The 24897-nt window shown below is 45.1% G+C and carries 18 protein-coding genes; 6 read left to right on the top strand and 12 right to left on the bottom strand.

The genetic code is table 11. From position 1 onward, the window contains the following. Positions 1-9: 9 nt before the first annotated feature. Positions 10-942 (bottom strand): phosphate ABC transporter permease subunit PstC, encoded by a 933-nt coding sequence (pstC, locus tag H9L11_RS18600; protein ID WP_005375154.1) that lies wholly within the window; start codon positions 940-942, stop codon positions 10-12. A 100-nt stretch (positions 943-1042) separates the two neighbouring features. Beyond that, positions 1043-1864 (bottom strand): phosphate ABC transporter substrate-binding protein, encoded by an 822-nt coding sequence (locus tag H9L11_RS18595; protein WP_005375153.1) that lies wholly within the window; start codon positions 1862-1864, stop codon positions 1043-1045. Positions 1865-2195: 331 nt separating this feature from the next. Between H9L11_RS18595 and H9L11_RS18590 the strand changes: the two genes are divergently transcribed. Then, positions 2196-3839 (top strand): methyl-accepting chemotaxis protein, encoded by a 1644-nt coding sequence (locus tag H9L11_RS18590; protein WP_005375152.1) that lies wholly within the window; start codon positions 2196-2198, stop codon positions 3837-3839. A 101-nt stretch (positions 3840-3940) separates the two neighbouring features. On the opposite strand, the gene H9L11_RS18585 is transcribed toward H9L11_RS18590, so the two are convergent. The 6 genes from H9L11_RS18585 to H9L11_RS18560 form a co-directional block, all read right to left on the bottom strand. Next, a complete protein-coding gene (locus H9L11_RS18585; RefSeq protein ID WP_017820503.1) occupies positions 3941-4513 on the bottom strand; it encodes a DUF1566 domain-containing protein in 573 nt (190 codons plus the stop codon). Position 4514: 1 nt separating this feature from the next. Next, positions 4515-5948 (bottom strand): DUF1566 domain-containing protein, encoded by a 1434-nt coding sequence (locus H9L11_RS18580; RefSeq protein ID WP_017820504.1) that lies wholly within the window; start codon positions 5946-5948, stop codon positions 4515-4517. 25 nt (positions 5949-5973) lie between these two features. After that, a complete protein-coding gene (locus tag H9L11_RS18575; RefSeq protein ID WP_205391372.1) occupies positions 5974-8226 on the bottom strand; it encodes a proprotein convertase P-domain-containing protein in 2253 nt (750 codons plus the stop codon). A 9-nt stretch (positions 8227-8235) separates the two neighbouring features. Further along, complete coding sequence (locus H9L11_RS18570; protein ID WP_017820506.1) at positions 8236-10377, bottom strand: TonB-dependent hemoglobin/transferrin/lactoferrin family receptor; 2142 nt, start codon at positions 10375-10377, stop codon at positions 8236-8238. Next, a complete protein-coding gene (locus H9L11_RS18565; RefSeq protein WP_017820507.1) occupies positions 10378-12375 on the bottom strand; it encodes a prolyl oligopeptidase family serine peptidase in 1998 nt (665 codons plus the stop codon). A gap of 324 nt (positions 12376-12699) precedes the next feature. Beyond that, positions 12700-14043 carry a DEAD/DEAH box helicase gene (locus tag H9L11_RS18560; protein WP_017820508.1) on the bottom strand — a complete coding sequence of 448 codons (1344 nt, stop codon included), beginning with the start codon at positions 14041-14043 and terminating at the stop codon, positions 12700-12702. A 550-nt stretch (positions 14044-14593) separates the two neighbouring features. Here H9L11_RS18560 and H9L11_RS18555 point away from each other — a divergent pair. Further along, on the top strand, positions 14594-14848 hold the full coding sequence (locus H9L11_RS18555; protein WP_005375145.1) for an Lpp/OprI family alanine-zipper lipoprotein: 255 nt from the start codon (positions 14594-14596) through the stop codon (positions 14846-14848). Positions 14849-14874: 26 nt separating this feature from the next. On the opposite strand, the gene H9L11_RS18550 is transcribed toward H9L11_RS18555, so the two are convergent. The 4 genes from H9L11_RS18550 to H9L11_RS18535 are packed head-to-tail and all read right to left on the bottom strand — an operon-like array spanning position 14875 to position 18986. Beyond that, a complete protein-coding gene (locus H9L11_RS18550) occupies positions 14875-15801 on the bottom strand; it encodes a L,D-transpeptidase family protein (RefSeq protein ID WP_017820509.1) in 927 nt (308 codons plus the stop codon). A gap of 6 nt (positions 15802-15807) precedes the next feature. Continuing rightward, a complete protein-coding gene (gene phrB, locus H9L11_RS18545) occupies positions 15808-17223 on the bottom strand; it encodes a deoxyribodipyrimidine photo-lyase (protein ID WP_005383934.1) in 1416 nt (471 codons plus the stop codon). Between the two features lie 22 nt (positions 17224-17245). Further along, complete coding sequence (locus tag H9L11_RS18540) at positions 17246-18046, bottom strand: MerR family transcriptional regulator (RefSeq protein ID WP_005375142.1); 801 nt, start codon at positions 18044-18046, stop codon at positions 17246-17248. Then, a complete protein-coding gene (locus H9L11_RS18535; RefSeq protein WP_005383935.1) occupies positions 18036-18986 on the bottom strand; it encodes a DUF523 and DUF1722 domain-containing protein in 951 nt (316 codons plus the stop codon). The genes H9L11_RS18540 and H9L11_RS18535 overlap by 11 nt, the downstream gene beginning before the upstream one ends. 398 nt (positions 18987-19384) lie before the next feature. Between H9L11_RS18535 and deoD the strand changes: the two genes are divergently transcribed. The 4 genes from deoD (at position 19385) to H9L11_RS18515 (ending at position 24853) form a co-directional block, all read left to right on the top strand. Then, a complete protein-coding gene (deoD, locus tag H9L11_RS18530; protein WP_005375140.1) occupies positions 19385-20095 on the top strand; it encodes a purine-nucleoside phosphorylase in 711 nt (236 codons plus the stop codon). A 70-nt stretch (positions 20096-20165) separates the two neighbouring features. Then, positions 20166-21635 carry a lactate dehydrogenase gene (locus tag H9L11_RS18525; RefSeq protein ID WP_017820510.1) on the top strand — a complete coding sequence of 490 codons (1470 nt, stop codon included), beginning with the start codon at positions 20166-20168 and terminating at the stop codon, positions 21633-21635. A gap of 166 nt (positions 21636-21801) precedes the next feature. Continuing rightward, positions 21802-23286 (top strand): hypothetical protein, encoded by a 1485-nt coding sequence (locus H9L11_RS18520; RefSeq protein WP_205391371.1) that lies wholly within the window; start codon positions 21802-21804, stop codon positions 23284-23286. Further along, the gene (locus H9L11_RS18515; protein ID WP_054574921.1) at positions 23270-24853 is read left to right on the top strand and encodes a GGDEF domain-containing protein; all 1584 of its coding nucleotides are present in this window, start codon (positions 23270-23272) and stop codon (positions 24851-24853) included. Before H9L11_RS18520 ends, H9L11_RS18515 begins: the two co-directional genes overlap by 17 nt. Positions 24854-24897 lie beyond the last annotated feature (44 nt).

Below are 24897 nucleotides of genomic sequence, written 5' to 3'. Positions count from 1 at the left end.
AACGAGCGATTACTTCGCTTTTTCTCGGTTTAGGTACAGTAGTACAGCGTTCAACGACATGATGAAGACCAGAAGTACTACACCTGTAGCGTAAAGTGCGTTCGCGTGAACACCACTTGCGTAAGACATTTCAATAGCGATGTTTGCAGTTAGTGTACGAGCCGAATCAAGGATGCCTTCTGGCATTGCCGGCGCGTTACCCATAACCATGATAATCGCCATGGTCTCACCCAATGCACGACCGATACCCAGTATCACACCTGTCATGATGCCTGAGCGAGCCGCTGGAACGAGCAACTTAAAGATGGTGTAGATTTTCGATGCGCCCAGTGCCAAAGAACCTTCTTTATAAGTACGAGGGACAGCGCGGATAGACGTTTCAGAAACCGTAATTACTGTTGGTAGAATCATCACACCAAGAACAATAATACCGGCCAAGATAGTGTTACCTGCAGGTACATCAAATACTTTCTGAATCAATGGAACGATAATAACCAGACCGAAGAAACCGTAGACCACTGAAGGAATACCGGCTAGCAGCTCAACCGCTGGACGGATGATGTCTGCTAATCGCTTTGGTGCGATTTCAGCGATAAAAATGGCGGTCAGAACACCAATTGGAACCCCAACAATGACAGCACCAGCCGTCGATACGATAGATGCCACAATCATGGTTGCGACACCGTAAAGCGCAGGTGGTAACCAGTTTTGTCCTAAGACAATGCCCGATACGCCTGCTTCTTGGAATGCCGGAATACTCTCTCGAACGATGAAGTATGCAATAACGGCTAATGAAACAATGCCGATTACGGCACTCGTTAGGAACAAGCCGTGGAAGATGCGCTCTTTCCAGTCTACACGACGCTTCTCGCGTAGGCCTGACTTGCTGATAGCTCTAGCGTCAGTATTCATAAGCTTTTCACTATTTGTTGCGATGGTCATTTAAAAATCTCACGGTTCTGGGCAATGCCGTTGAACACAATGGATAGAAAAGGCTCAGCCCGAAACGTTGGGCTGAGCAAACTTTAGAGTCCCGATGGGATTAGTTAACTGAGATGTAACCTTTTTGGTCAACTAGCGCTTGCGCTTCGTCAGTTAGCATCCAGTCTAGGAATTTTTGCGTTTCTGTTGATGGCTTGCCTTCTTTGTAAAGAACAAGGAATGGACGCGCTACTTTGTAAGAACCGTTTTTAACGTTAGCTACCGTTGCATCAACGCCGTCGATTGCTAGCGCATTAACAGTGTTGTCTACAGTACCAAGAGAAATGTAGCCGATTGCGTATGGGTTAGATGCAACCATTGTTTTCAGTGCGCCGTTACCGTTTGCAACTTGAGCACGTTGAGAGATAGCTGATACCTTCTTACCAGAAATCTTCATTTTTAGAGACATGATGTCTTCAAATGCGCCACGAGTACCAGAAGCTGTGTCACGAGTAATGGCTACGATTGGCTTGTCTGCACCACCGACTTCTTTCCAGTTTGATACTTCGCCTTTGTAGATTGCAGTCACTTGCTCGGCTGTTAGACCTGGCAGTTTGTTTTGTGGGTTAACAACCACTGCGATACCATCACGAGCAACCACTTCTTCGATTAGTGTTGATTCTTTTTCAGAGTCTTTTAGATTACGAGAAGACATACCAAGGTCTGCTGAACCATTTTTCGCTGCTTTTACACCAGCTGAAGAACCAGGACCTTGAACTTCGATAAATACGTTAGGGTTCTTCTTCATGTACGTTTCAGAGAAAACTTCCATCAGTGGAGTTACGCTGCTAGAACCCACTGCAGAGATAGTTTCTTTAGCAGAAACAGGAGTCACTGCCATTGCGCCTAGAAGTGCGATTGCACCGATTACTGTCTTTTTCATCACAATTTCCTTAAGTGGCTTTATTGCCGTTGTGTTTCACTTGAACGGTGCTCACTTTAGAATTTGAATATGACAGTTGTGTTTCACTTAGTTGAACCCTCTATGACACGTTGTCATTTCTAACTATTAATTCCGCGACTTATCCCTCTCTCAATTTGAACGTAACGTTTTTATAACGTTGCCTCATGTTCAAGATGATAACCCCATCGATTTTGGTACATTTCATAACAATTAGATATGAGTAACTCATTGATTTGGCAAATGTAACAATTAAAATCGAAATGCTTATTTATAAAAAAGATAATAATCAAACCGATAGAGGGTCAATCTCATGCGTCAATTTCTTAGTACGCTTTCTATTAAACTTCAGGTTTTTCTGCCTGTTCTATTCACAGTTATATTACTCATCATTGGACTGAGTGTCGGAATCGGTAAACTCGATCAAGCATTCAATAAGGTTTCGGCTTCCACCCATAAGCTAATCATTCACAAAGAGGAACTTAGCGGCATCGTAGACAACACTTACGCCATGCGCATCAAAGCCATTTATAGTCTATTTAGAGCCGAAGATGTTCAGTCTCTCAACCAAGAGCTTTCTGAGCGACAAAACAAAAACCGCGATTTTCTTAACTCCATCGACAATCTCCCTGGCGTTCAAAATGAAGTCAATGCTATGCGTAAAGCCATGAATCACTATGTTGATTTCACTCGCGTTACCATGACACCTCTGCTCACCACTAAACACTCTTCTGATTACACCACCTCTGATTTCAATCAAAAGTACGAATCTGCAATGGCTGAGTATCGATTAGCTGGCGAAGCGATGATCAACGCCATCGACAAACTATCTAAACAATTGAATCAAATCGTCACCGATGAAGTCGAAACGAATGGCGAACAACATTCAACCACGCTAACTTACAGCGCCGTCTCGCTTGCGGTGATCTTGAGTGCCGCTTCACTTATTAGTTGGGTACTCGCCAGCTACATCGTTGCGCCGATTCGTAACCTTCAAGTAACGATGCAGGAAGTCGCGAAGGGAAACCTACTAGTTAAGGCCGAAGCCATCGGGAAAAACGAAGTGTCTCAGTTGGCTCGGGATGTAAACCAGACCATAGAAAAACTGCGTGAAACTGTAAGCGCATTGGTTCGCATTAGTGAAGATGTGGCATCAGCATCAACCGAGTTAGCAACTGTTATGACTCAAAGCAGCGTCAACTCGGATCAAGAAAAGCAAGAAGTTGAGCAAGTAGCCTCGGCGATCAATCAGCTAGAGTCGACCGCAGCTGAAGTATCGACCAATGCACAAGAAGCCGATAGTGCATCAAATCAAGCACGTACGTTAACCTCACAAAGTATAAGCATGTTTGGGGAAAGTACTCGCGCAAGTGAAAAGATGGCGGAACAACTTAACGAAGCCGCTGCCGTCGTGACTTCGCTAAAAGATCAATCAGAACACATTGGTCGCGTGATCGAAGTGATTGAAGGTATTTCTGAGCAAACGAATCTACTTGCACTGAATGCAGCGATTGAAGCTGCACGGGCGGGCGAAAGTGGCAGAGGCTTTGCGGTAGTGGCCGATGAAGTACGTATGCTGGCAGCGCGAACTCAGGAGTCCACCAAAGAGATCCAAACCATTATAGAAGAGCTACAGCAACAATCTGGTCACGCAAATGAAAGTATGCATTCCAGCTTAGCCATGTTGTCAGACAACCAAGCTCTTACACAAGAAGTTAGCCAATCACTTGCTAATATCAGTAATGCTATCGCCGATCTGAACTCAATCAACACTCAAGTTGCGACCGCATCAGAAGAGCAGAAACAGGTTACGGCTGATATCAACAACAACTTAACGAACATCTATGAACTAGTGAGCCAGAACGTCACTGGCATTACGCAATCCGCCGCGGCAGCGCAAGAGTTGTCTGGTTTAGCAGAAAATCAAAAACATCAACTTAAGCAGTTCCAAGTTTAAATACTCTGCTCAACACGATAAGTTCCAAAGGTTAGAAAAGAAAAAGCTCCGCACTGGCGGAGCTTATTAACATCTGGATTCGTGAAAATCCAACGGGGTGATTACTCCTCGTCAGTAACCAGCAGAACAGAGGAAATGTTCGTTGACTCTAGTGGGTTCCAGTTGTAAACCTCACCATTAAATGAATCAAACACCATAACGTTTGAGCCATCACCGTTTGGTGTGTTACTCCAGATGTAACCAGCATAGTCACCCACCTCTAGCGTGTAGCCACTTGCGAATGCAGTGCCGTTCATAGCAGGGCTATGGCAAGCACGTTCTGTCAACGCGACTAACTCCTTAATGTTTGGTATGCGCCAATTCTTTTTGCCAGCGAAGTCATATAAAGCATGATTACCTGATTCATTGCGGATTTGCTCAGCGGTTGATAGCGCTAACTGCCATGACATCTTAGTCGCAGCGCCATCACAAGCTTCGTTTGCCGTATTCCACGTTGAACCAACAGGGCAACGCATCCATGTTAGACCTGTTTTCAGGTCAGTTACGGTACCGCTCTCAGAATATGTATAACGCGTGTTAGGTGCCGTTTTAGCAAAGTCAGTAGAACACTCTTGTGCAGCCATTACAGTTTGAGAAGCCAAAGCAAGAGATAGTACAGTTATTAATTTCTTCATCTTATTGGCCCTTTACTGCTATTAGACGGATTGGGAATTGGAATGACGTGCCTGTGTCACGCTCTACTTTGTCAGAATAAATTTCAACAAAGCTTACGTGGCCACGGTCAGCGCCCCTCGCTGCAATCACTGCAAATTGAAGTGCACCTTCGTAGTTAGCAGGAGAGTAATTATTAAATGTGAAATCACTTAGCCAAATAGCACCTGAATTAGCATCTGGGCTGCCTTTACCCTGTTGAGGGAAGTAAGCTGTCGTCATACCATAGACATTGCCGTCGGCATCTTTCTCTGTCTCACCTAAGTCTAGAACATCGTAGAACTCTTGGTATGTTGGTAGGCGCCAGTCACTAATGCCACATAGTGATTGCTTGTTTATATGTTCAACATATTGGCTTGTTGAACAGATGCCATCAGCAGCATCCACACAACCAACGACTTCAAGATCTTCGTAATACGGCTTAAATGTTTCAGACTCAAACGCAAATAGGCGATCTTTAAATTGAACCGAGCTCGCATCCGCACTCTTATTTTCCCAAACAAGACCAGTACGTTCGTCCATAGTACAAGCCCACTCAGTCGCATCTGCAGCTAAAGCTGCACCTTGTGAATCTAGCTTAACGAACTTAAAGCCAGCGCCTGTCGACGTTTGCTTGTCTTCTTTGTCGAAGCCGTATTCTGCATCTTGACCAGGGTAAGACGCTTGAACCTCAGCAACGTCTGCTGCTCCTTCAGCAAAATAAAGAACGGCGCCCGTATCGTTACTACCAACCGTTTGTTCAGCAACCGCTACAATTTCTTCAGCAAATGCACTTACTTCCGCTTCAGACAGAAGATCAGAGGCCAACGATTTACCTTGAAAGCTAAGATTTTGAGCAAGCAGCGCTACGCCTTTGATCATTTGCTTTGGTTGCATCGCAGCTAATAGCACAACCGTGTTTTGCTCTAGCTTGTCTAGCTCGCTAGCTTCTGCGTTAGACATCACCGTACCAGAAAGAGAAACGCCGGCATCGGCGAGTTGCGCTTTCACAATCTCTTCAGCTTGAGCAACGGTTTTACCGTCAATTACAAGACCCGCGAGCAACGTTGTTACACCATTGACCGTGTTACCCGTTGCTAAATTTTGACCCGGAGCCGCAAGACGCAACGTTTGGTTTGAACCTTGATCAACTTGAGCAAGAATGGTGCTGGTTAGTACGTTTTTGTCGCTTGAAGTCAGGCTAAATTTACCGGCATTATCCGTTTTAGCACTCGGTTCAGTGGAATCACAGACGTAGTTTTGGTTTAAATCGATACATACTGGCGTATCAAGAAGTGTACCTGCAGAAACGATGGTGCCAGCTACATCATAGGTCGGTGCCGACGTGTCACCACCAGAACCTCCGCCACAGCCAGCTAGGGCTAGTGACATAGCAACGAAAGAATATTGAAACTTCATAGATTTTATCTTCTTTTGATTTTAATTAACGAGAGCGAATCACTCTCACCATTGAAAGCAGGAAAAGTCCTAACAAGGTCCAAGGCGAACCACTGCCACCTGAACCACCGCCACTGCTTTCTTTAGTGGTATCAGCACTACACTGATACTGAGCAAAGTGACTCACACCCCACTCTTTCAACACCCCAGAGTTCCCTGACACGCGGTCAGACACTTCGAGACGCCAAGTACCCCAACTCGGTTGACCGACAAGTGCTTGTAACTCCTCGTCATACTGAGCGGTGAAGTAACCTTTAAATCCTTTGGTATTGCTTGATTGATGGCTAAGTAGCACGACCGATTTGCCTTGTGGAGACACTAGCGTCACTTGCAGATCTTGCAGTGAGTCATGTTCGATGTTCAGGTAAACCGCAAACGAATCATCAATCGTGCGTGACTTGTCCGATAGCGTCTGAGAGAACAGTCTGTCGCCCTGTTCCGGCAAAGCGGAGTTCACTGGTTGAGGCTGGATATCGAGCTCTGGCGTACCATTAACCAGCATCACCTTTTCACTCCACTGGTGAGTCTTTAGGCCTTCAGAAAATTGATAATCCAATGAAATAGAGGAATCGAATTGCGTGCCACATGTTAGACCGCTTGGTAACGCCACCTTCATTGAGGTCGAGTCAGAAAGCGTTTCATCAAAGTCGAAAACAGATGCGTTGTTTAGCTGCCATTGCCCTTTGATGCTCGCTTCACGGCCAGTTTGGCTCAGGCTCAAACCAACGTCTTGACCTTGTGCGATGTATCGAGCGTCATAGCGAACACGAAGAGGCGCTTTAAGTAAGTTGTGTCTGTTGAAGCTGTCCGTCAGGAGTTGGGCGTAGTTTTTATTTGGGAACAAGGTGTTTGCGGCAAACACGGTCGATTCCGCCAGATCATGCATTTTCACGCCACGACCAATGCCGTACATACCTTCAAGTACAATGGCGTCAAACTCGCGGAACACGTTATCGGTATCATCACCGTATCGTTCAACCAATGCTTTAAGCGCTTGAAACAGCGGCGTTGACCATAGCTCGTCACCTAGTTCACCGCCCACACTGACGTGCGCTGGATACTCTGAGCTCTCGAAGTAACGTGCTCTTTGGTTCCATAAGCTACGAGTTGTTTTGCGTGTTCCGAACACACCGTCCCAGTTGAACACCGTATCTAACTCGAATTCTTGACCACGACGCGAAGCATCCAAATATTGAATGCGGTAGCTCGCGCTGCCCGCCCAGTAATCAGCAAAACCCTCTGCGATAGCACCAGTGTGACCGTACGCCCAATCCGGTACGATTTGGTAATGAATGCCATGCCCAAGCTCGTGTATCACGACATCAGCATCGACTGCATCCGGAGAAACACCACCGACACCCAGCATGAGTGCTTTCGGACCGTAATAGTAAGTAGAGTTATCTTTTGATAAACCGCGAGCGTCAAAACGAAGCGGTTCGTCAAACAAGTCGTAAGTCAGGCTTGTCAGATATTGGATCGAGCTATCAAGATGATAAAAAGCCATCAACTGTGGGAACGCATTGTCACCAAACTCGGTGCTTTGCATCTCATCAACACTGTCAAATGCTTGAACCCCTTCTGCGCTGAGGAAGTCCAACGTATCGAGTACAGGCGCTTCACCAGGTGCTGGGGCTGCAAATAAACCCGTCGCATCCACTTGCTTTAATCTTGGGTTAGAGAGGTAGAACTTACCGCCGGACTTTAAAACCTCAATCGACTTGGTGACGTACTCGATCGGCTGAGGGTAATCAGACAGTGCTGACCACGTCGATTCTGGTGCCGCTTGCTGTTGCATGGTGCGAAGATCTGGGTTGAATAAAGCAACCTCAACATTAACCAGACTTCCAGAGCTCAAAGCAGGTGGCTCTTGTGCTTGCAGTTGGCGAGGTGATTCCAATTCCATTGCAACCGTTGGTTTACCGTTGCGAATGATCGTATCTTCAAGGCTCTTAAACACTCGCACAACGTGATGATTTTTATCAGTTGTTACTACTAAGGTGCGCTGTGCTTGATATTCACCGTTTACCCAAACATCAAAATTGTAATGCTCACCAAGCTGAGACTGGGTTTTGTAACGGAACTTAAACTCACCCGCTTCTGAGTAGTGGCTGTCTAGATAAGTTTTCGCTTGCGCTTCATTGGTCACCACAGAATCCGTTGAGGGATAATCCCACTCTGCAGCCAGCGCCGCAGGGGTACATGCAATAAGCAGTGAAAACGCCAATGGTTTTAGCTTCATGATTTCGTCCTAGAATTCGTATTTTGCAGTCAGCGTGAAGTAGCGCCCTGGCTCAGTTGAGTAACGCTTACTTTCCTCAGCGATACCCGCTACGTCTTGGTATCGGATGTATTCTTTGTCGAACAGGTTGATGATGTTTGCGCTAACACGAAGGTCTTTGGAAACGTGGTAAGTTGCGCCAATATCAAACGTATTCCACGCACTTGTCTGCGCGCAATCTGTCGCTAGGCCAAGCGTGGTCTGGCATTTAGGAACGCGATCCATTGCCGCGGCCCAGTTCCAAGTCACGTAAGCATTGAAGTCTTGGTTGGCGTATTTCAGTTGAGCGTTACCTTCGAATGGCGTAATGCTTCGAACGTATTCACCTTCCGCGTCTTTGCCATCTACGTAACCAAACTTGGTGCTGATGTTCCATCGCTTAGTGATCGCGTAACCCGCAGAAAGCTCTGCACCATACGTCTCGACACCATCGAGGTTTTGGTATTGTTTAATGTAATTACCATTGCTTGAGTCAAAGCCCGTGGTCACAACGTCGATGAAGTTTTCAAACTTGTTGTAGAACAAAGACGCATAGACATACGCACGACCGTTATCGAACTTGTTACCGATTTCAAATGAGTCGGAAGTTTCAGCCTCTAGATCCATGTTTGGTGCAATGACAAACGGCGTGAGCGGCACAAAGTCGTGGCTTACGAAGCCATACGCTTTATCGTATTCCGGAGCACGGTAACCATGGTTATAAGATACATAAGCAATGTTGTTGGCAAATACTTCACGAGAAACCGACAGACTTGGAGATACCTCTGAGCTATCCATATCTTTTAATGGGAAGCCGCCCACTTCACCCGCACCGTCTGGCGTGAGACGGTGCGCATCAAAGCGTAGGCCACCTGTGATGGTCCATTTATCCAGTTCCACCATGTCTCGAACATACAAGCCAATGTTATAAGCACGAGCAGGAGCGAAAGGTTGTTTGGTCGAAGGCGTTACCCCGTTCCAATCAATCTTGGAATCGCTATCTGTGCGCTCGTAATAGTCTGTAGAAAGCTCAACACCGTAAGCCAATTGGTGCTCAGCATTTGCTGCATAAATCGTATTGGTGAAATCGCCACGGAAGCCAATTGTTTCGTCAATGAAGGTTTTGTGTTCCAGCTCGCGACGCTTGGTGATCAAACCATTGTGATCCACTTGGCGCATTAAACGGTTGGTGTCTTCCACCACTTCGGTGTGACGCCAGTAAACTTTGGTATCCAACTCTTCGAACCAAGTTGGATTAATCGGAGTCACCTCTGCACCAATATAAGCGCTGTACTCTTCTGTGGTTTCATCCTCAGCAAAGTCTTCAATATGCCAAATTCCATCAGGTTGAATGGACGGTGAACCCTCCAAACGCTCTTGGTTCTGGGTGTAGAGTTCCGCTTTGGCTTTCAACATCACCTCTTCATTGAAAAAGTGGTTGATCGTATAAGCACCGCTGTAACCATCGAGGTCGCGGTTATACAAATCTTCATCAAAGTTACGTGTCTCTTGTCCTTGCCAGTATGAAACGTTAAACAAACTCTCTGTATCACCGGAACGAAAAGCTAGATTACTCGTGCCTTTGTACTTGTTGCTGATATCGGTGTAAGTACCGGAAACATCGGTGTAGAAGTCTTTGTCTTTTAAGAAATCACCCGGCTGACTGGATTCTAAAATCACCACACCGCCGATCGCGCCAGAGCCATGCACCGAAGAACTTGCCCCTTTAATGATTTGCAGCGATTCAAAATTGGATAAATCAAAAGTATCTCTCCCAACTGCATCATTAATGTCATTCGCACCGAAGCCATCCGCAGAACGAATGCCATCACGAACGATCATAATGCGGTTCCCCGTCATACCACGGATGGTAATGTTTTGCGGACGTCCTGCACCGCCCGTCACACTTACACCAGGTTCGTTACGCAGCACGTCATATAGCTCGGTCTCGCCTCTTTCTTCGATTTGCTCGTTTGTGATAACCGCGACACTACCTGCCACTTTTGACAATGGCTGATCGATTTTATTGGCGGTTACCACCACCTCTTCCATTGAGAAAACCTTAGATTCGGCGTGCACTTGACTGGCAGCAAGTACCGAAAGTACTGCCGCTGACACTGGGGTAAGCTTCATTTACTGCTCCGCTTTAGATGTTTTAATGAGTGATAGTAGAAATGCGTATTCTTTTGCTTGTTGTTCTTGCGCTTGTCGTGGGTCCATTTGGTGGCCCGAATTAAAATCAGTTTGCAACAAGTACGGCCCGTTGCGCTCACTTAACGCTGAAACTTTAGCCAGATACTTTGCGCCTTCCCAATATGGCACGCGCTGATCAATTAAACCGACTTGAACCAACATGGGTGGGTAAGCGTTTTTATGGATATTGAGAATCGGATCGTACGCCTTCATTAACGCCAATTGTTCAGGTTTGGTTGGGTTACCCCATTCGCCATACTGCTGTGTGGTAAGCGGAAGTGAGGTATCCGACATACTTGCAACCACATCAACAAAAGGCACTTTAAGTACGACACCTGAAAACAATTTAGGATCTTGATTAACCGCTCCGGCCACCAACGTACCACCAGCACTAGAACCGATGGCGAAAACCTCTCTATTGCCACGTTCGAATGTTTGCAGCGCCTTCGCGGCCGCGACAAAATCACCAATAGAATTGGCTTTTCGCACACCACGGCCTTGCTCGTGCCATTCATCGCCAAAGTACCCACCGCCACGGACATGGGCGATAGCGTAAATCACACCTTGGTCGAGTAAACTGATAACCTGAGGCATAAAGTACGGTTTCATCGTAAAACCATACGCGCCGTAACCGTAAATCATCACAGGAGATTGTGGGTGCAATTTGTCTTTGCGATACGCCAAAGAGACCGGGACAGAAACGCCGTCGTGCTTAATAAAAATACGTTGGGATACATAACGCTGACTATCAAAGTCTTGGTAAGCATCTTGAGAGTACAAGGATTTATTCAGCGTTTTTACATCGAACTCTTCCCACTGAGGAGGCGTAGTCATCGACATGCTTCGGATACGAATTTTGTTTGATTCAAAATCGCCCAATGTGCTTAGCCAAGCGACATTACCATCGTGTTCCAATGGCAGTATCACTTTTTCCTGCCCTTGGTAAGAATACACCGTCAATGTCGACAAGTTGTTTGGCTTACTAAGTGCCACAACTCCTGCATCATAAAGGTAGAACTGTTCAAGCGGCTCACGAGGATTGGTAAAGCGTTGCCATGTTGCGCCAAGCGGTGCGAGTTCGGCTTGGTAAAGGGCGAACTTTCCTTCCAGGTTGCTTTTAAGATAAATGTAACCTTTCGCCACATCCGCGTAATATTCCACACCCACTTCAGGCTTTCGCAATGAATCTGAGACAGTGCCCGTTTCTAGGTCGACAAGCTTCTGCTCTGTTGTTGACTCGTTGTTGCTTTGCAGCACAGCATAACGGCTATCTGCCGCACGATAGAAAGAAAGTAACCAATCTGACTTGGGTTCATTCCATAGGACTGTTTTTGCCAAAGATTCAGTGGAGATACGTAAGATCTGATGAGGTCGCTGGGTGCGCTTTTCTTTTGCAACGAGGAATGCCACTTTCCCGTTAGGTGACAACAATACGCCACTATCGACGTGCGTCGCCAGTTCCGTAGATTGACCGGAGAGTAAATCAACAACCACAGCACGATATTGTTCGCTGCCGTCGATATCTTCCGTGAAAAGGAGCGTGTCACCATTCACTTGCCATTGACCAAGTTGGTAGTACTGATGCGCAGATTGTCGTTCATCGAAATCGAACACCACGTTTTCTGGTGCATGTTGACTCGCACGGGATAACAGTAAGTAACGACCATCGCGACGCGTTAGCGTCCACTCTCTTCCACTCACGATCGACCATGGCTTATCACCTTTGTCTGCCACCATGGTATCCCACTGCGTGAGTAGGTTTTTTGTCAACGTCTGATAACTTTTTTGGTGCTGTTCAGTTTTGTGGTTTTGTTCTGTTAGGTAGGTAAGAACTCGCTCATCTTTACGAGCATCATCTCGAAGCCAGTTGAAATCATCAGCAGCAAAGCCAGAACTAGAGGTAATTATGAGCCCTAAAAAAACATGAGTAAATTTCATATAGAGAGCGAATTCATTTATAGGATTAATACAATGGCGCGTATTCTGCCCTTAAATAAAAATGAGATCAATTATCATTTTCATGATCATGTAAGATTTTTATCTAGTGTGTGAGGAAAAACGTTTGCTTTGACCGAGGTTATAAAACTTAATAACTTCCTAAATTAGCGTTCTATGCTGTTTATATACAACCAGACAGATATAAAAGCTGACTAACGAGTGAGTATGGAAAGACGCTATTTCACCTAGCGACAGACATAAAAAATCCGAGTGCGAACACTCGGATTTTTAAGAACTAAAATCAATGGGAAACTACAGCAGCTTTTACTCTTCAGAGCTCGGTGCCGCTGGTTTTTTCTTAGGGATGAAGACATCATCACCCACAGATACGTTTTTGTAGAAGCTCTTGTCACGCTTAGCTGGTTTTTTCGCCGATTTTTTCGCTTGAGGGCGAGCTTTCTTTGCGGTCGCTTTCTTATTGCGGAAATCTGGTTTAGGTGGCTTAAGGCCTTTAAACTTACCTTTCAAATCTTCGAACAATGAAAACTCAAGATCTTGTTGTAGGTATGCTTCTACACGTTTAAAGCTATCCCAGTCTTTTGGACCAACAAGAGAGATTGCATCCCCTTTGTTTCCAGCACGACCAGTACGACCAACTCGGTGTACGTATTCTTCGGTATGCTTTGGCATATCGAAGTTGATGACGTGTGTCACAGTTGCAATATCCAAACCGCGGGAAGCAACATCAGTCGTTACAAGGATCTTAAATACTGCGCGCTCAAACTGACTCATAATGGTGTTACGTTGAGTCTGGTTCAAGTTACCACTTAGTGCTACAGCCTTCAGTTTCTTTTCGTTCAGCTTTTCTGTTAGTCGCTCAGTATCATCACGCGTTGCCGTAAAGATAATAACTTGACGGTATTCAGCCTCAGAAAGAACACGATCTAAAATTGCCTCTTTATGATCTAGGTGATCACACAAGTAAAATTTTTGCGTGATATCTTTATGTTCTTCGTTAGAAACGCCGATAGCAATTCGCTTTGGCGCATTGAGCATTTCAGCCGCGATTTCATTGACGTCTGCATGATCTAATGTCGCAGAGAACATCAACGTTTGACGACGACGATGCTTGGCTGCTTTATGAATGCGACGAAGCTCTGGTGCAAAGCCCAAATCCAACATACGGTCTGCTTCGTCCAGAATTAGCGTTTCCAAACCATCCAGATAAAGCGAACGGTGCTCTAAGTGATCAGCCAAACGTCCTGGTGTCGCCACGATAAATTTCGGGTAACGACGCAGAGCTTTTACCTGATCGTTAAAGTTCTCACCACCCAAAATCAGTGCTGCTTCATAAGATAGGCCAGCTAGCATAGAACGAAGCTCACCATATACTTGTTTCGCTAGCTCACGAGTAGGAGCAAGGATTACCGCGCGAGGGTCTTTCGCAGAAAACGATTTTGTCTTTAAAGACTTATGAAGCATTGGCAATACAAACGCCAAAGTCTTGCCCGAACCTGTTTTCGAAGATGCCAATAGATCCTTGCCTGCAATCGCAACAGGAATCGCCTGCTGCTGAATGTCAGTCGCTTTTTTAAAATCGTAGTGTTTTAGGTTCTTCAACAATCGGTTGTCTAGGCCTAGATCTTTAAATTGCAAAGTATTCTCCAATAAATCAGTCAGCGTCTGAGCGCTCTGTAGTGTCGTTTCCGCTCTAACGCAGCAAAAAAATAAAGCTCGGTATAATACCGCAAATCATAGGAGTATAGATAGAGATCACACAAACTAATTCCCTGTGGTAACGGTAAAACATCATTTGTGGCTCAGTTCAGAGTAAAGACTAGCCTTTTTGATGAGCAGCTGGACAGGAAGTTTAGAGAAAAGCCGTTCAAATATGCCTTCTATCCATCAACAAAACGACTTAAATAGCAGTTATTTGGGCCAATAAACTTTCATTTGTGTCAATATCGTCTAAATTATTGATATCAGGAACGTGGCAAATACACCTGCTATGAAAACTGTTGTGAGAACGAAATAAAGGATAGGTAGTTAAACTTTGTTAAGTTCAGGTAAAAGTTGACGTCAGGTACTCCATGAAATTCTTGGGTTTTTTTGACTTTTGCTACATCATGTACTGATAAAATGTAACCACATTTAACCTCGCTACTGTATAAAATAATAGCTAGTGGCGAGACTTTCACTATAAGCAAGGAGTTCTTATATGAACAAAACGTTGATCGCAGCTGCAGCAACTTCAGTACTTCTACTAGCCGGTTGTGCTTCTTCTGATGACGCAGCTACAGCAAATGCAGCAAAATTAGACGAACTAAGCAACCAAGTTAGCCAACTAAGCCAAGACGTACAAGCTCTTCAATCTGACGTTCAAAAATCAGGCGCAGCAGCAATGGCTGCTCAAGAAGAAGCTGAGCGTGCTAACGAGCGTATCGATAACATCGCTCAGTCTTACACTAAGTAAGATTTGATACCGCGTCTTAACGCCCGTTAAGGCGCGGTTATTTCGACGGGAACCCCATTCTGTGCAGCGATTGCTGCTTTAGCCTTCACGTTTTTCATACCGAATTCATCCAGCCACCACTTTAACTCTTTCGGCACTTTGAGTTCATCTTTCTCGCCATTACTACGAGTCAAAGGCTCATGTGCTTCTAAGAACACACTTCTGTCAGGCTCAAGTGTCATTTTGATAGGCTGGTTAATGATGTTAACGTCTTCGCCGTTACGAACCTTGTCAAATAACCACTCAATGTCACTTGGGTCCATACGAATACAACCCGCGCTGACTCGCATACCAATCCCAAAGTCCTTGTTGGTACCATGAATTAGGTATTCGCCATTCCCGTAAGCTAAACGCAATGCAAACATACCAAGTGGATTATCAGGCCCCGCAGGAACAACGGCTGGTAGGTCAATGCCCTTTGCTTTGTACTCGGCACGAATAGAGGCTGGAGGAGTCCATGTAGGGTTCGGTCGTTTTTGGCTGATACGCGTTGTCATTACTGGGGTATCGCGCCCTATTCGGCCAATTCCGACAGGAAATACATGGACAATATTCTCTCCTTTCGGAAAGTAATATAAGCGCAGCTCGGCTAGATTAATAACGATACCTTTATAAGGTACGTCTGGGAGGATTAGCTGTGTCGGAATAGTAAGAACATGCCCCTCTTCTGGTAAGAAGGGATCCACGCCTTTGTTTGCGGCCATTAAACCTAGCATACCCACATCGTAGAGCTTAGCGATATTTGCCATGGTTTCGCCTTCTTGCACGACGTGGTTTTCAAGGCGACCAATTAAACGGCTTCCATCCTCTGGTAATTCGTACATCTTAGCGAATGATAGACCACTCACTAAAGATAACGACACAGATAGCAGGGTACGTTTTGCGAAACTCATTGATCGCTTTTTGCTAAGCATTTCACTCTATTCCTTGGCACTTTTAAAGAGCTGTAAGGTTATCTCTCTTTCTGTCTTGTGATCAACCATCGGCTTGTGATATTCCAGTAAAGAAAAGCCCTCCCAAGTCCAAGGTTTATGGATGTATTTGTTCGGTACACTTTTGATTTCTGGTACCCAGTGGCGCACAAATTCACCATTAGCATCGAACTTTTCGCCTTGGCTTATCGGGTTGAAAATACGAAAGTATGGCTGCCCGTCACAGCCCGTAGAAGCAGACCATTGCCAGCCACCATTGTTCGCTGCAAAATCGCCGTCCACCAGCTTACTCATGAAGTACGCTTCTCCCCATCGCCAATCAATATGTAAGTCCTTGGTAAGAAAGCTCGCGACAATCATACGTAATCGGTTGTGCATCCAGCCTGTTTGATTGAGCTGACGCATTGCTGCATCAACGATTGGGTATCCTGTTGTTCCTGTCTTCCATCGCTCAAAGGCTTTCTCATCATAGGACCACTGGATTTTATCCTCCCAATCGATAAATCCTTTGCCTTTGACGAGTTTTGGTTCGAAAACCAATAGGTGCTGATAAAACTCACGCCAAATGATCTCACTTAGCCAAGTTGCTTTCCCTTCTGTAAGGTCATTTTGTTGATTTTCAGCATACAAACGAGCAATACACTGCCTTGGTGATAGTGCGCCAATCGCAAGGTATGGAGACAGTTGGCTAGTGCCATCAATAGCTGGAAAGTCTCGCTCGCTTTGATACGCGTCACTGCGCTCCCGTGCAAATTCCCTAAGCTGCTTCAAAATATCATTAGTCGAAGCCAGCCAGTCTTCACTGGATTCTCGAGGATAGCTAAATGTGAAGCTTGAATTAAATCGAGCCGACTCTAATTGTTCGAGTACCTTTTTATTGAGTGGCGCTTGCTCGTGAGGTTTTACTACCGTCGGCATATGGAACTGCGTTAACCAAGCACGCTTGAATGGCGTAAATACCTTAAAATATTCGCCTTGCTTATTAAGAACCGTCGTTGGCGCGTGCACACATTTGTCATGAAACAGTTCAAATTCGATATCGTGAGAAGCTAACGCTTCACTTACTTGTGTATCGAGCTCTCGTTCGTTCACCTCATAGTGAATGTTTGCCATGACAGACGTGGCTTCAAGTGTTTCCGCCCACCCACTAATCACATCTGTACAATCGGAAAACGACGGCACCTCTTTGTACAAAAAAGGAATATTAAGGCTTTCAAGCTCCTCGTTAAGACAAGCTAAGCGACGAGCAATGAGGTCTGCCTGCATCGGCGCCATGTGATGCTCCCGCCACTGCTCTGGCGTCGCGATAAAGCAAGCGACGACAGGCTGACCTGAATCCAATGCCGCTTTGAGTGCCGTGTGGTCTAACGTACGCAAGTCACGTCGAAACCATACTAAAATCATGGTAGCTCCTATCTTTTGTCTACTAAGTTAGGTGTAATTTCTCTATCACTTCAGAGCACCCCATCCGATCACCTAGCTGTGCGTGAAGCATTTTGATGGACGCTACTTGTTTAGCAGCTAGTGCTTTATTGGAGAAAAGGTAGATAAACGAACCATTTTCAATGACCTCGTGATCTAGTAGACCAGAAACATCATCAACCTTATCGATCAAAGTCGTGTGATACCCTTGTTCACAAAGCTTCGCTGCTTGAATCCAACTCTCAGATTCTCTGTTTTGTTCAAAGCTAATGAGCAGACACTTTCCTTTGGAAGCGGCTTTGTTTTCAGAATCGATAACAAGGGCAAGACGAGTGATCAAACAAGTCTGAAATAACCCCACCTGCAAGGATCGCAACGATCCTTTTACCATATCTAGCGCATCAAATACTGGGCTAATAAACTGATCAATAACGAGTTTTAGTGGGTACTCTTTAAGAACAGAGGCAAGTAAACTCTCTGCTTTTCCTCGATTCAGGGTAGACAGCGCAAGCAGCATGTTTTCAACTTCTTCGAGTGTGCGAACCTCGTTTTTGACTTCGACATCGGCGCTTTTTCCTAGCAGCCCCTTCACTTTACCAATCGAAATCCCCTTCGCGAGCCAACTCTGGACTTCGCGAATCGTATCGAGATCTTGCTGGCGATAGAGTCTGTGTCCTTTTTCAGTTCGCTGAGGCTGGATCAAGTTGTATCTTCGTTGCCAAGCTCTCAGCGTAACTGGTTTTACACCCGTGATTTCTGCGACATCTCGGATCGCGTATAGTTTTTCTTCTGAACTACAAACCATAGCGTAATCTCATCTCCTGCGGATACGGTTCTAAAAACTTCTGTTTTGATAAATACTCGTCTGGGTAAGTATTTAAGTAATGCTTAATCAACGTAAGTGGTGCTAGCAGAGGCAGCATTCCAATACGGTAGTCGTGAATCACTGTCGCTAACTCTTCTTTTTCTTCTTTAGTTAGTGAGCGTTTGAAGTACCCTTGTAAATGCATCAACACATTTGTGTTATTTTTGCGGCTAGCCCGATTCGTTAACGCCTTCATCAGTCCTAAACGATACTCTTGGTAAAAGTCTTCAATTTCATAATTAGCGACATCGGCAACTAAGCGGCCAAGGGATCGGTATGACTCTGGGTGGTGTGCCATTAACGTCAGTTTGTAGCGCGAATGAAAGTCGATGATTTTGCCACGAGTAGGCTCACCATCCATCGAGTCGTAAAAGTCATTTAGACAAAATACTCGAGTAATAAAATTTTCTTTCAATACAGGGTCGTTAAGTCTGCCATCCTCTTCAACAGGCAACCAAGGCATTTTTTGCATCAATGTTTGTGTATACAAGCCAACACCTTCTTTCGCAGCACTGTTCTTGCTGTAAACCTTGACTCGCTCCATGCCACAAGTTGGTGACTTGGCACAAACGATGTAACCACAAAGCTGCTCGCTTTGAAGTTCATCTACTTTATTGGCCGAGTAAGTGAGCATATTGTCGGTATGATCATTTTCTGGATTTTTGGTTTCAACCAATGCAACACGCTCTTCATTAGAAACAAGACGAATTGTTGGACGGGGTACTGGCATACCTACGCCGACTTCAGGGCATACCGAAACAAAGTCAAAATACGGGCTGAGCTCTTTAGTCACAAAGTTGCTCACCTTATGACCAGAGTCAAAACGCACTCGTTCACCCAAAACACACGAACTGATACCTACTTTGATTGAAGATTCCATGATGACGCATCCCTATACAAAAAGTTTTGTTGTATAACTTATAGCAAGCCTTTCCAGATTGTACAAGAAAATAAGTTGTACAATTTAATCGTTTTACTTCACTCGAAAGTATTTCGATCAACCAGCTTTCAGAAAAAAGTTTGGCCCAAAAACAAAGAATTTGTGCGCGCAATCGACAAACTGCTCAAAAGCAAATCGATTGCTCTTTTGGTTTCAACAGATTTAGTTATCAATAGGAGTTGCAGTTTCTAAATACGTGGTTTTTGTGACTAAGCTCTCAAGGGGCTACTGTACGTCCCGATATTATTGCCTCAACGAAAACGAACAAGTTCAACAGAATTGGTAATAGCGTTCTATAATAGAGGCGTTTTATCAAAACAAAACTTTGGAGAGCACTTATGGCAACCCCACACATTAACGCACAACCAGGTGATTTCGCTGAAACAGTTCTGATGCCAGGCGACCCGTTGCGCGCTAAATACATCGCTGAAACGTTCCTAGAAGATGTGAAACAAGTTTGTGACGTTCGCAACATGTTCGGCTTTACTGGCACTTACAAAGGCAAAAAAGTTTCTGTAATGGGCCACGGCATGGGTATCCCGTCTTGCTGTATCTACGTACACGAGCTAATCGCTGAATACGGCGTGAAAAACGTTATCCGTGTAGGTAGCTGTGGTGCAGTACGTGACGACGTGAAACTAATGGACGTTGTTATCGGTATGGGTGCTTCTACAGACTCTAAAGTTAACCGTATCCGTTTCAACAACCACGATTTCGCAGCAATCGCTGATTACGGTCTTCTAGAAGAAGCAGTTAACCAAGCGCGCGCTCAGGAAGTGCCTGTAAAAGTAGGTAACGTATTCTCTGCAGACCTGTTCTACACACCAGAAGCAGACATCTTCGAGAAGATGGAAAAACTAGGCATCCTAGGTGTAGACATGGAAGCGGCTGGTATCTACGGCGTAGCAGCTGACCTAGGCGCGAAAGCACTGACTATCCTGACAGTTTCTGACCACATCATCCGTGGTGAAAAACTAAGCTCAGAAGAGCGTCAGAAGTCGTTCAACGACATGATGAAAGTTGCACTAGAAACTGCAATCAACATCTAAGAACAAATAGTAAGTAATAATTTGCAGCCAGAGTTATGCTGGCTGCCCGAATTATCCCGAGGGGGCGATTGTGTCTAACGGCGAACTGCCAAAAGACGCAGATGGGTTACAACTCAACTTTTGTAAAACATTGGCGTGTGACAACTTTGGATTGAGTGATGCAAAGCGTTACGTTCTGCAACATGCGAACCCTAAGCGTCCGGCGATGGTATGCCGTGAATGTGGAGCTTTCCCCCCCTTACTTAATAATCGCGATGTCGTGAACGAACTTCATCGCCTGCGGCACGTCCACAGTGACGGGTTGCCTGCTTGCCGTAATGATGATTGCGACAACTTTGGACTTTCTGTCCACACTCACAAACACCTCTATCACGCTTTCGGTTACAGTGGCGATCGCCAACGTTACCGCTGTAAAGTGTGTCAAAGTACCTTTGTCGACAAGTGGTCTGGTGCCAACAAGAAGCTTCAATTTCAAGAGAACTTGATGGGTTTATTGTTTACGGGATATTCCGTACGAGAAATCTGCCGCAAGCTTAGTATTAACCCAAAAACCTTTTACGATCATGTTGACCATATAGCTAGCCGCTGCCGCCGCAAGCTGGCAACCATTGATGCGCGCTGGGTAAACCACGCAACGTATTATGAATTGGCCTCAAACTATATTGCATTGCAACCGAACAGCAATAATGGTGTGTATTGGATTGTTTCTGGCGAAGCGCATTCTGGCTATATTCTTTGCCAGCACGTCAATTATTCCGCTGATGAAGAGCCAATCGCAACGCTCGATCATAATCCTTACGATGAGGTGTCTCGTTTTGTTTCCCAGGAGTATGTAGCGGAAGCAAGTGAGCCGCTTGCGGAACCTTCTTATCACCTCAGAGAGCGAATTGACCAAAAATACCAAACAATTTTGGCTCGCGGTAACGTAGAAGACCCTCTTGGTAATCTATCTGTATTTCATTACCCTTCAAAAGGGGCATTAGTCCGTCCGCCATACACCTCGTATGCACACTATTTGCACGTACTTGATATGTGCTGCCCAAACAAACGTGTATCTCTATACATGCCTCAAGATCCCCTACTACGTTCAGCTGCACTGAGCGTTTGTTTACCTCGTATTAAAGAGAAAAGTGTCGACTTGATGTACGTAGAAGAGGACGCTAGTTGGGACATGAGCACTCCCTTTGGCAAAGTCGATATCGCCTATATGAGTTGGTGGCGCGATCGTTGGGCAATCTCTAGTCAAAACGAAAACCACAAAGGCATTTGCTACCTCGCTGGCGATCAAAATGAGCCTGAAAAATGGTTTAACGTTGCGACAACTCGTCATGTGAAGTTTTATCAAAACCGCTTTCAGATTCTTTTCGAAAGCTTCATTAACGAGCCACGTCGCAAATTACGACCTGCTGGTATTTTACCTCTTTTAGATATATTCAGAGCTTGGCATAATTTGTGCTATCAGGATAAACAAGGTCTTACCGCTGCACAAAGGTTGGAAGTCTCTGATGCACCTTTGACAATCAAACAGCTCCTATCGTAGCTATTCTATTGGTAATTTAGATGTAGTAATTAGGGGTTGTAACGGTATACATTACGGCCCCTGATCGTTTACCAAAACGTTATCCGCATCGCTTTGGTAAAGAAACATGCATCTAACCACTTAATATTAGGTGTGATTTCCAGTTCGATAGTCATGGATGTGAACGTTGGATAAAAACCAAATTCAGCTAGAAGATGATCTCACTAAGCTTAAAGGCCAAATAAAATCGGCCCCTAAACATACCTTTAATATTGCGCAGCAATATCGTATCCGCGCGGAACAAATTTTATTTGTGGACGGAGAGATCAAAGCCTTACTCATCATGGCGCAATGCTGTTGGTGCCTAATGGATTACCGACAAGGCTTAAAACTCGTCAAAAACGCTTACAGCAAACAAACACAGCTTGAAACCGACGATCATCTCCCGGAAATTCTCCATCTTTTTGCACTCCAATATTGGGGCCAAGCAAAGTATTATTCCGCGCAACAATATTGGATTAATGCGCTCGAACAATCTGCTCTTGTTGATGATGTTGAAATTCAAATCGAATCTCTAATTGGGCTTGGTAATGTATGGCGCATCACTAATGAACACCAACTTGCCGCTTCAACTCATGAGTTAGCCGTTAAAGTGGCAAACAATGTTCGTATTGCTTGGTTAGAAGGCAAAGCGCGCATCCTATTAGCTTGGGACTATTACTTACTAAATAAGTTTGTCGAGATGCTTACGGTACTGGATGGAGCAACCGAAGTATTAAAAGATCATGATGACAGTACGTGGCAAGCCGAGATCTGGGACTTTAAAGGGTTAGCACTGCTTGGACTAGAACGCCTTGATGCGGCCGAAGAAGCCACCCAAAAAGCCCACCAGCTCGCCATTGAGCATGACCTCGTTTGGATGAAAGCACACTCTTTTATTAGCCGAGCAAGACTTGAGCTTTTGCGCCAAAATACAGACAGCGCTGCCAAGTTGCTACTTGCAGCAGAAGAGTCTGCACTCAGTTTCGACCACGGTGAGCTACTCAGCCAAATTTGCTTCCAACAATCACGAGTCGCTGAAGAACAAGGTGACTTTGAGTCTGCGTTTAACGCGTTCAAGAAATACCGTAAGCACGCACTCAAAATGCTCAAAGAACAAACTCATCGAATCAGCATGGATAAAGCAAGAGGCTCTAAACGCCAACTAGAGCAGCGAGCACGTAAGCTGATCAATCATATTCGCTCTCAACACGAATACGACCCTGAAAAACAGTTCTCTAATGTCGTTTCTGAGACCTACTGGTGGGAACAGTTAGTTTTGTTTAAAACGGAGCTCAAACGCTCTAACCACGCCATCATTATGATTCAGCATTCAAACCCCGAAGTTCTCGATGTTTGTACCGAGCTCGTTCATGCATTGACAACCTCCAGCGACCTCATCTCGAGAATTTCCAGTAACAGGCTAGCAATGTTAATTGCAGAAAAAGGTCAAGCAGCAGAAGAGGTCTACCGCACTGTCCAAGCGATGTTAGACATCTATCCATGGAAGCGACGCGGAATCAAAGGCCCGAAACCGATACTGTATTTGCAAGATATCCTGACCTTCCCATTCACGTTAGAACAGCTCGAAGAAAGTTATATTGAGGTAATGAAGAATGGAACAACTGCTTAGCAAGGTGACTGACGCAGGTATCGATCCTTCTTCCGTTTCAGGTGAAGAAGCGATTACGCTATGGGAACACATAGGGTTACATATTGCGTCAACAAACCGAGAGAAAGCGCATTGCTATATCATTAGCGCCGAGTATCGAAGAGAGATCAAACAGCTCAACGACAGCATTAGTGAATTGAAACAAGCGCTTGAGTTGCTTGTTTTACCAGAAGATGTAGAAGATATTCTTTCTGTGAAAGCAAGCTTGAGTGAGCGTTTAGTTGAAGTAGGTGACTACAATGCGGCATTAACCGAGTATGTTGCTTCAACCAATATCGCCGTCGAGTACGGCTATATTGATGAGTACGTATTGGCCATTATTGGAATGGGTAATTTATGCGATGCCTATGGGGATCACCAACGTGCATTACGTTATTATCAAAAAATAGATGCTATCGATCACGCTATTGGCAGTCGATCCCTACGCCTTCGTTACAAGCTGTACATGCTTGCCTGTTATATCAGCTTGAACCGTACCGCAGACGCCAAAGAGCTGTTGAGTGAATGTGAAGAACTGAGCATTCTCGTCAGTGATAAAAACCTCGCCGCACAAATTCACCTCTACCGAGCCAAATTACATCGTCTGCAAGAAGACTACCCCAATGCGTTGCTGGCTATTTCGAATGTTCAGTATACAACGGGTAGTGCCACGACATACTGGTTATCCACGATGGTCAAAATTGAGACTGCGTATTGTCTAAACGGTGTAGGGCACACTTCTTTAGCTAATTTAACGTTGGACTCCATCAGTAAAAGGATTCAAAAGCAGCTATCTCCTATCGTTACTCAGCATTTTTATAACGCGATGAGTCAAGTTTACGCCTCTCAAGGGTTGTATCAAGAAGCATTAAATTGTGAAAAAAAAGCGCATAGAATCGAATCTGATCTTGTAAAACATATTCCGATCGGTGAGTTAGGGTCTGCTCAACTACGCCGACTTTCACGCTTTGAGTTACAACTCAAACTCATTTTGTCAGAGCTAGAAAACAAAGAACTAAAAGAAACCACCAAGCAGCATAAAAATACTGTTGCTCAGCTGCAGCAGGACGTCTTTACCGATCCACTTACGTCTTTACACAACCGACGCTGGTTAGAAGTTAAACTAAAAGATCTACTTCTGCACGATACTGCATTTGCATTGATGGTCATCGATATCGATCACTTCAAATCCATCAATGACGAACTAAGCCACTTGGTGGGCGACAAAGCGATCAAAAGTGTGTCACAGGAACTGGCGTCCTACTTCAGATTTAAAGGCGCATCGTGCGTACGATTTGGTGGTGAAGAGTTCCTCGTGATCCTTGAGAATACCCAACTGGAACGCGCAGAAATGCATGCCGAGAATTATCGTGAACGGATTTATCAATATGGTTGGGAGGATATTCTTGGTGAACGGGGGCTGACCGTATCCATAGGGATTACCTTGCATCGAGAAGGCGAGAATACTCAGCGAACTTTTTATCGTGCAGACAAAGCTCTTTATCGCGCCAAAGCCAACGGCAGAAACCAAGTCTGTACCGAACTTTAAACCATGCCCCGGTTGACATCTGGGGCTTTGTTATACTTTTTACT

The sequence above is a fragment of the Vibrio sp. sp1 genome (assembly GCF_016920955.1).
Classification (GTDB): domain Bacteria; phylum Pseudomonadota; class Gammaproteobacteria; order Enterobacterales; family Vibrionaceae; genus Vibrio; species Vibrio alginolyticus.
The sequence above is the reverse complement of the archived record's forward strand: the minus strand, read 5'-3'. Positions and strand labels throughout refer to the sequence as shown.

Bases quoted from the DNA above. Each gene is read 5' to 3' on its own strand.
- pstC (WP_005375154.1), bottom strand. From the start codon at position 942: ATGACCATCGCAACAAATAGTGAAAAGCTTATGAATACTGACGCTAGA.
- H9L11_RS18595 (WP_005375153.1), bottom strand. From the start codon at position 1,864: ATGAAAAAGACAGTAATCGGTGCAATCGCACTTCTAGGCGCAATGGCA.
- H9L11_RS18590 (WP_005375152.1), top strand. From the start codon at position 2,196: ATGCGTCAATTTCTTAGTACGCTTTCTATTAAACTTCAGGTTTTTCTG.
- H9L11_RS18585 (WP_017820503.1), bottom strand. From the start codon at position 4,513: ATGAAGAAATTAATAACTGTACTATCTCTTGCTTTGGCTTCTCAAACT.
- H9L11_RS18580 (WP_017820504.1), bottom strand. From the start codon at position 5,948: ATGAAGTTTCAATATTCTTTCGTTGCTATGTCACTAGCCCTAGCTGGC.
- H9L11_RS18575 (WP_205391372.1), bottom strand. From the start codon at position 8,226: ATGAAGCTAAAACCATTGGCGTTTTCACTGCTTATTGCATGTACCCCT.
- H9L11_RS18570 (WP_017820506.1), bottom strand. From the start codon at position 10,377: ATGAAGCTTACCCCAGTGTCAGCGGCAGTACTTTCGGTACTTGCTGCC.
- H9L11_RS18565 (WP_017820507.1), bottom strand. From the start codon at position 12,375: ATGAAATTTACTCATGTTTTTTTAGGGCTCATAATTACCTCTAGTTCT.
- H9L11_RS18555 (WP_005375145.1), top strand. From the start codon at position 14,594: ATGAACAAAACGTTGATCGCAGCTGCAGCAACTTCAGTACTTCTACTA.
- H9L11_RS18550 (WP_017820509.1), bottom strand. From the start codon at position 15,801: ATGCTTAGCAAAAAGCGATCAATGAGTTTCGCAAAACGTACCCTGCTA.
- phrB (WP_005383934.1), bottom strand. From the start codon at position 17,223: ATGATTTTAGTATGGTTTCGACGTGACTTGCGTACGTTAGACCACACG.
- H9L11_RS18540 (WP_005375142.1), bottom strand. From the start codon at position 18,046: ATGGTTTGTAGTTCAGAAGAAAAACTATACGCGATCCGAGATGTCGCA.
- H9L11_RS18535 (WP_005383935.1), bottom strand. From the start codon at position 18,986: ATGGAATCTTCAATCAAAGTAGGTATCAGTTCGTGTGTTTTGGGTGAA.
- deoD (WP_005375140.1), top strand. From the start codon at position 19,385: ATGGCAACCCCACACATTAACGCACAACCAGGTGATTTCGCTGAAACA.
- H9L11_RS18515 (WP_054574921.1), top strand. From the start codon at position 23,270: ATGGAACAACTGCTTAGCAAGGTGACTGACGCAGGTATCGATCCTTCT.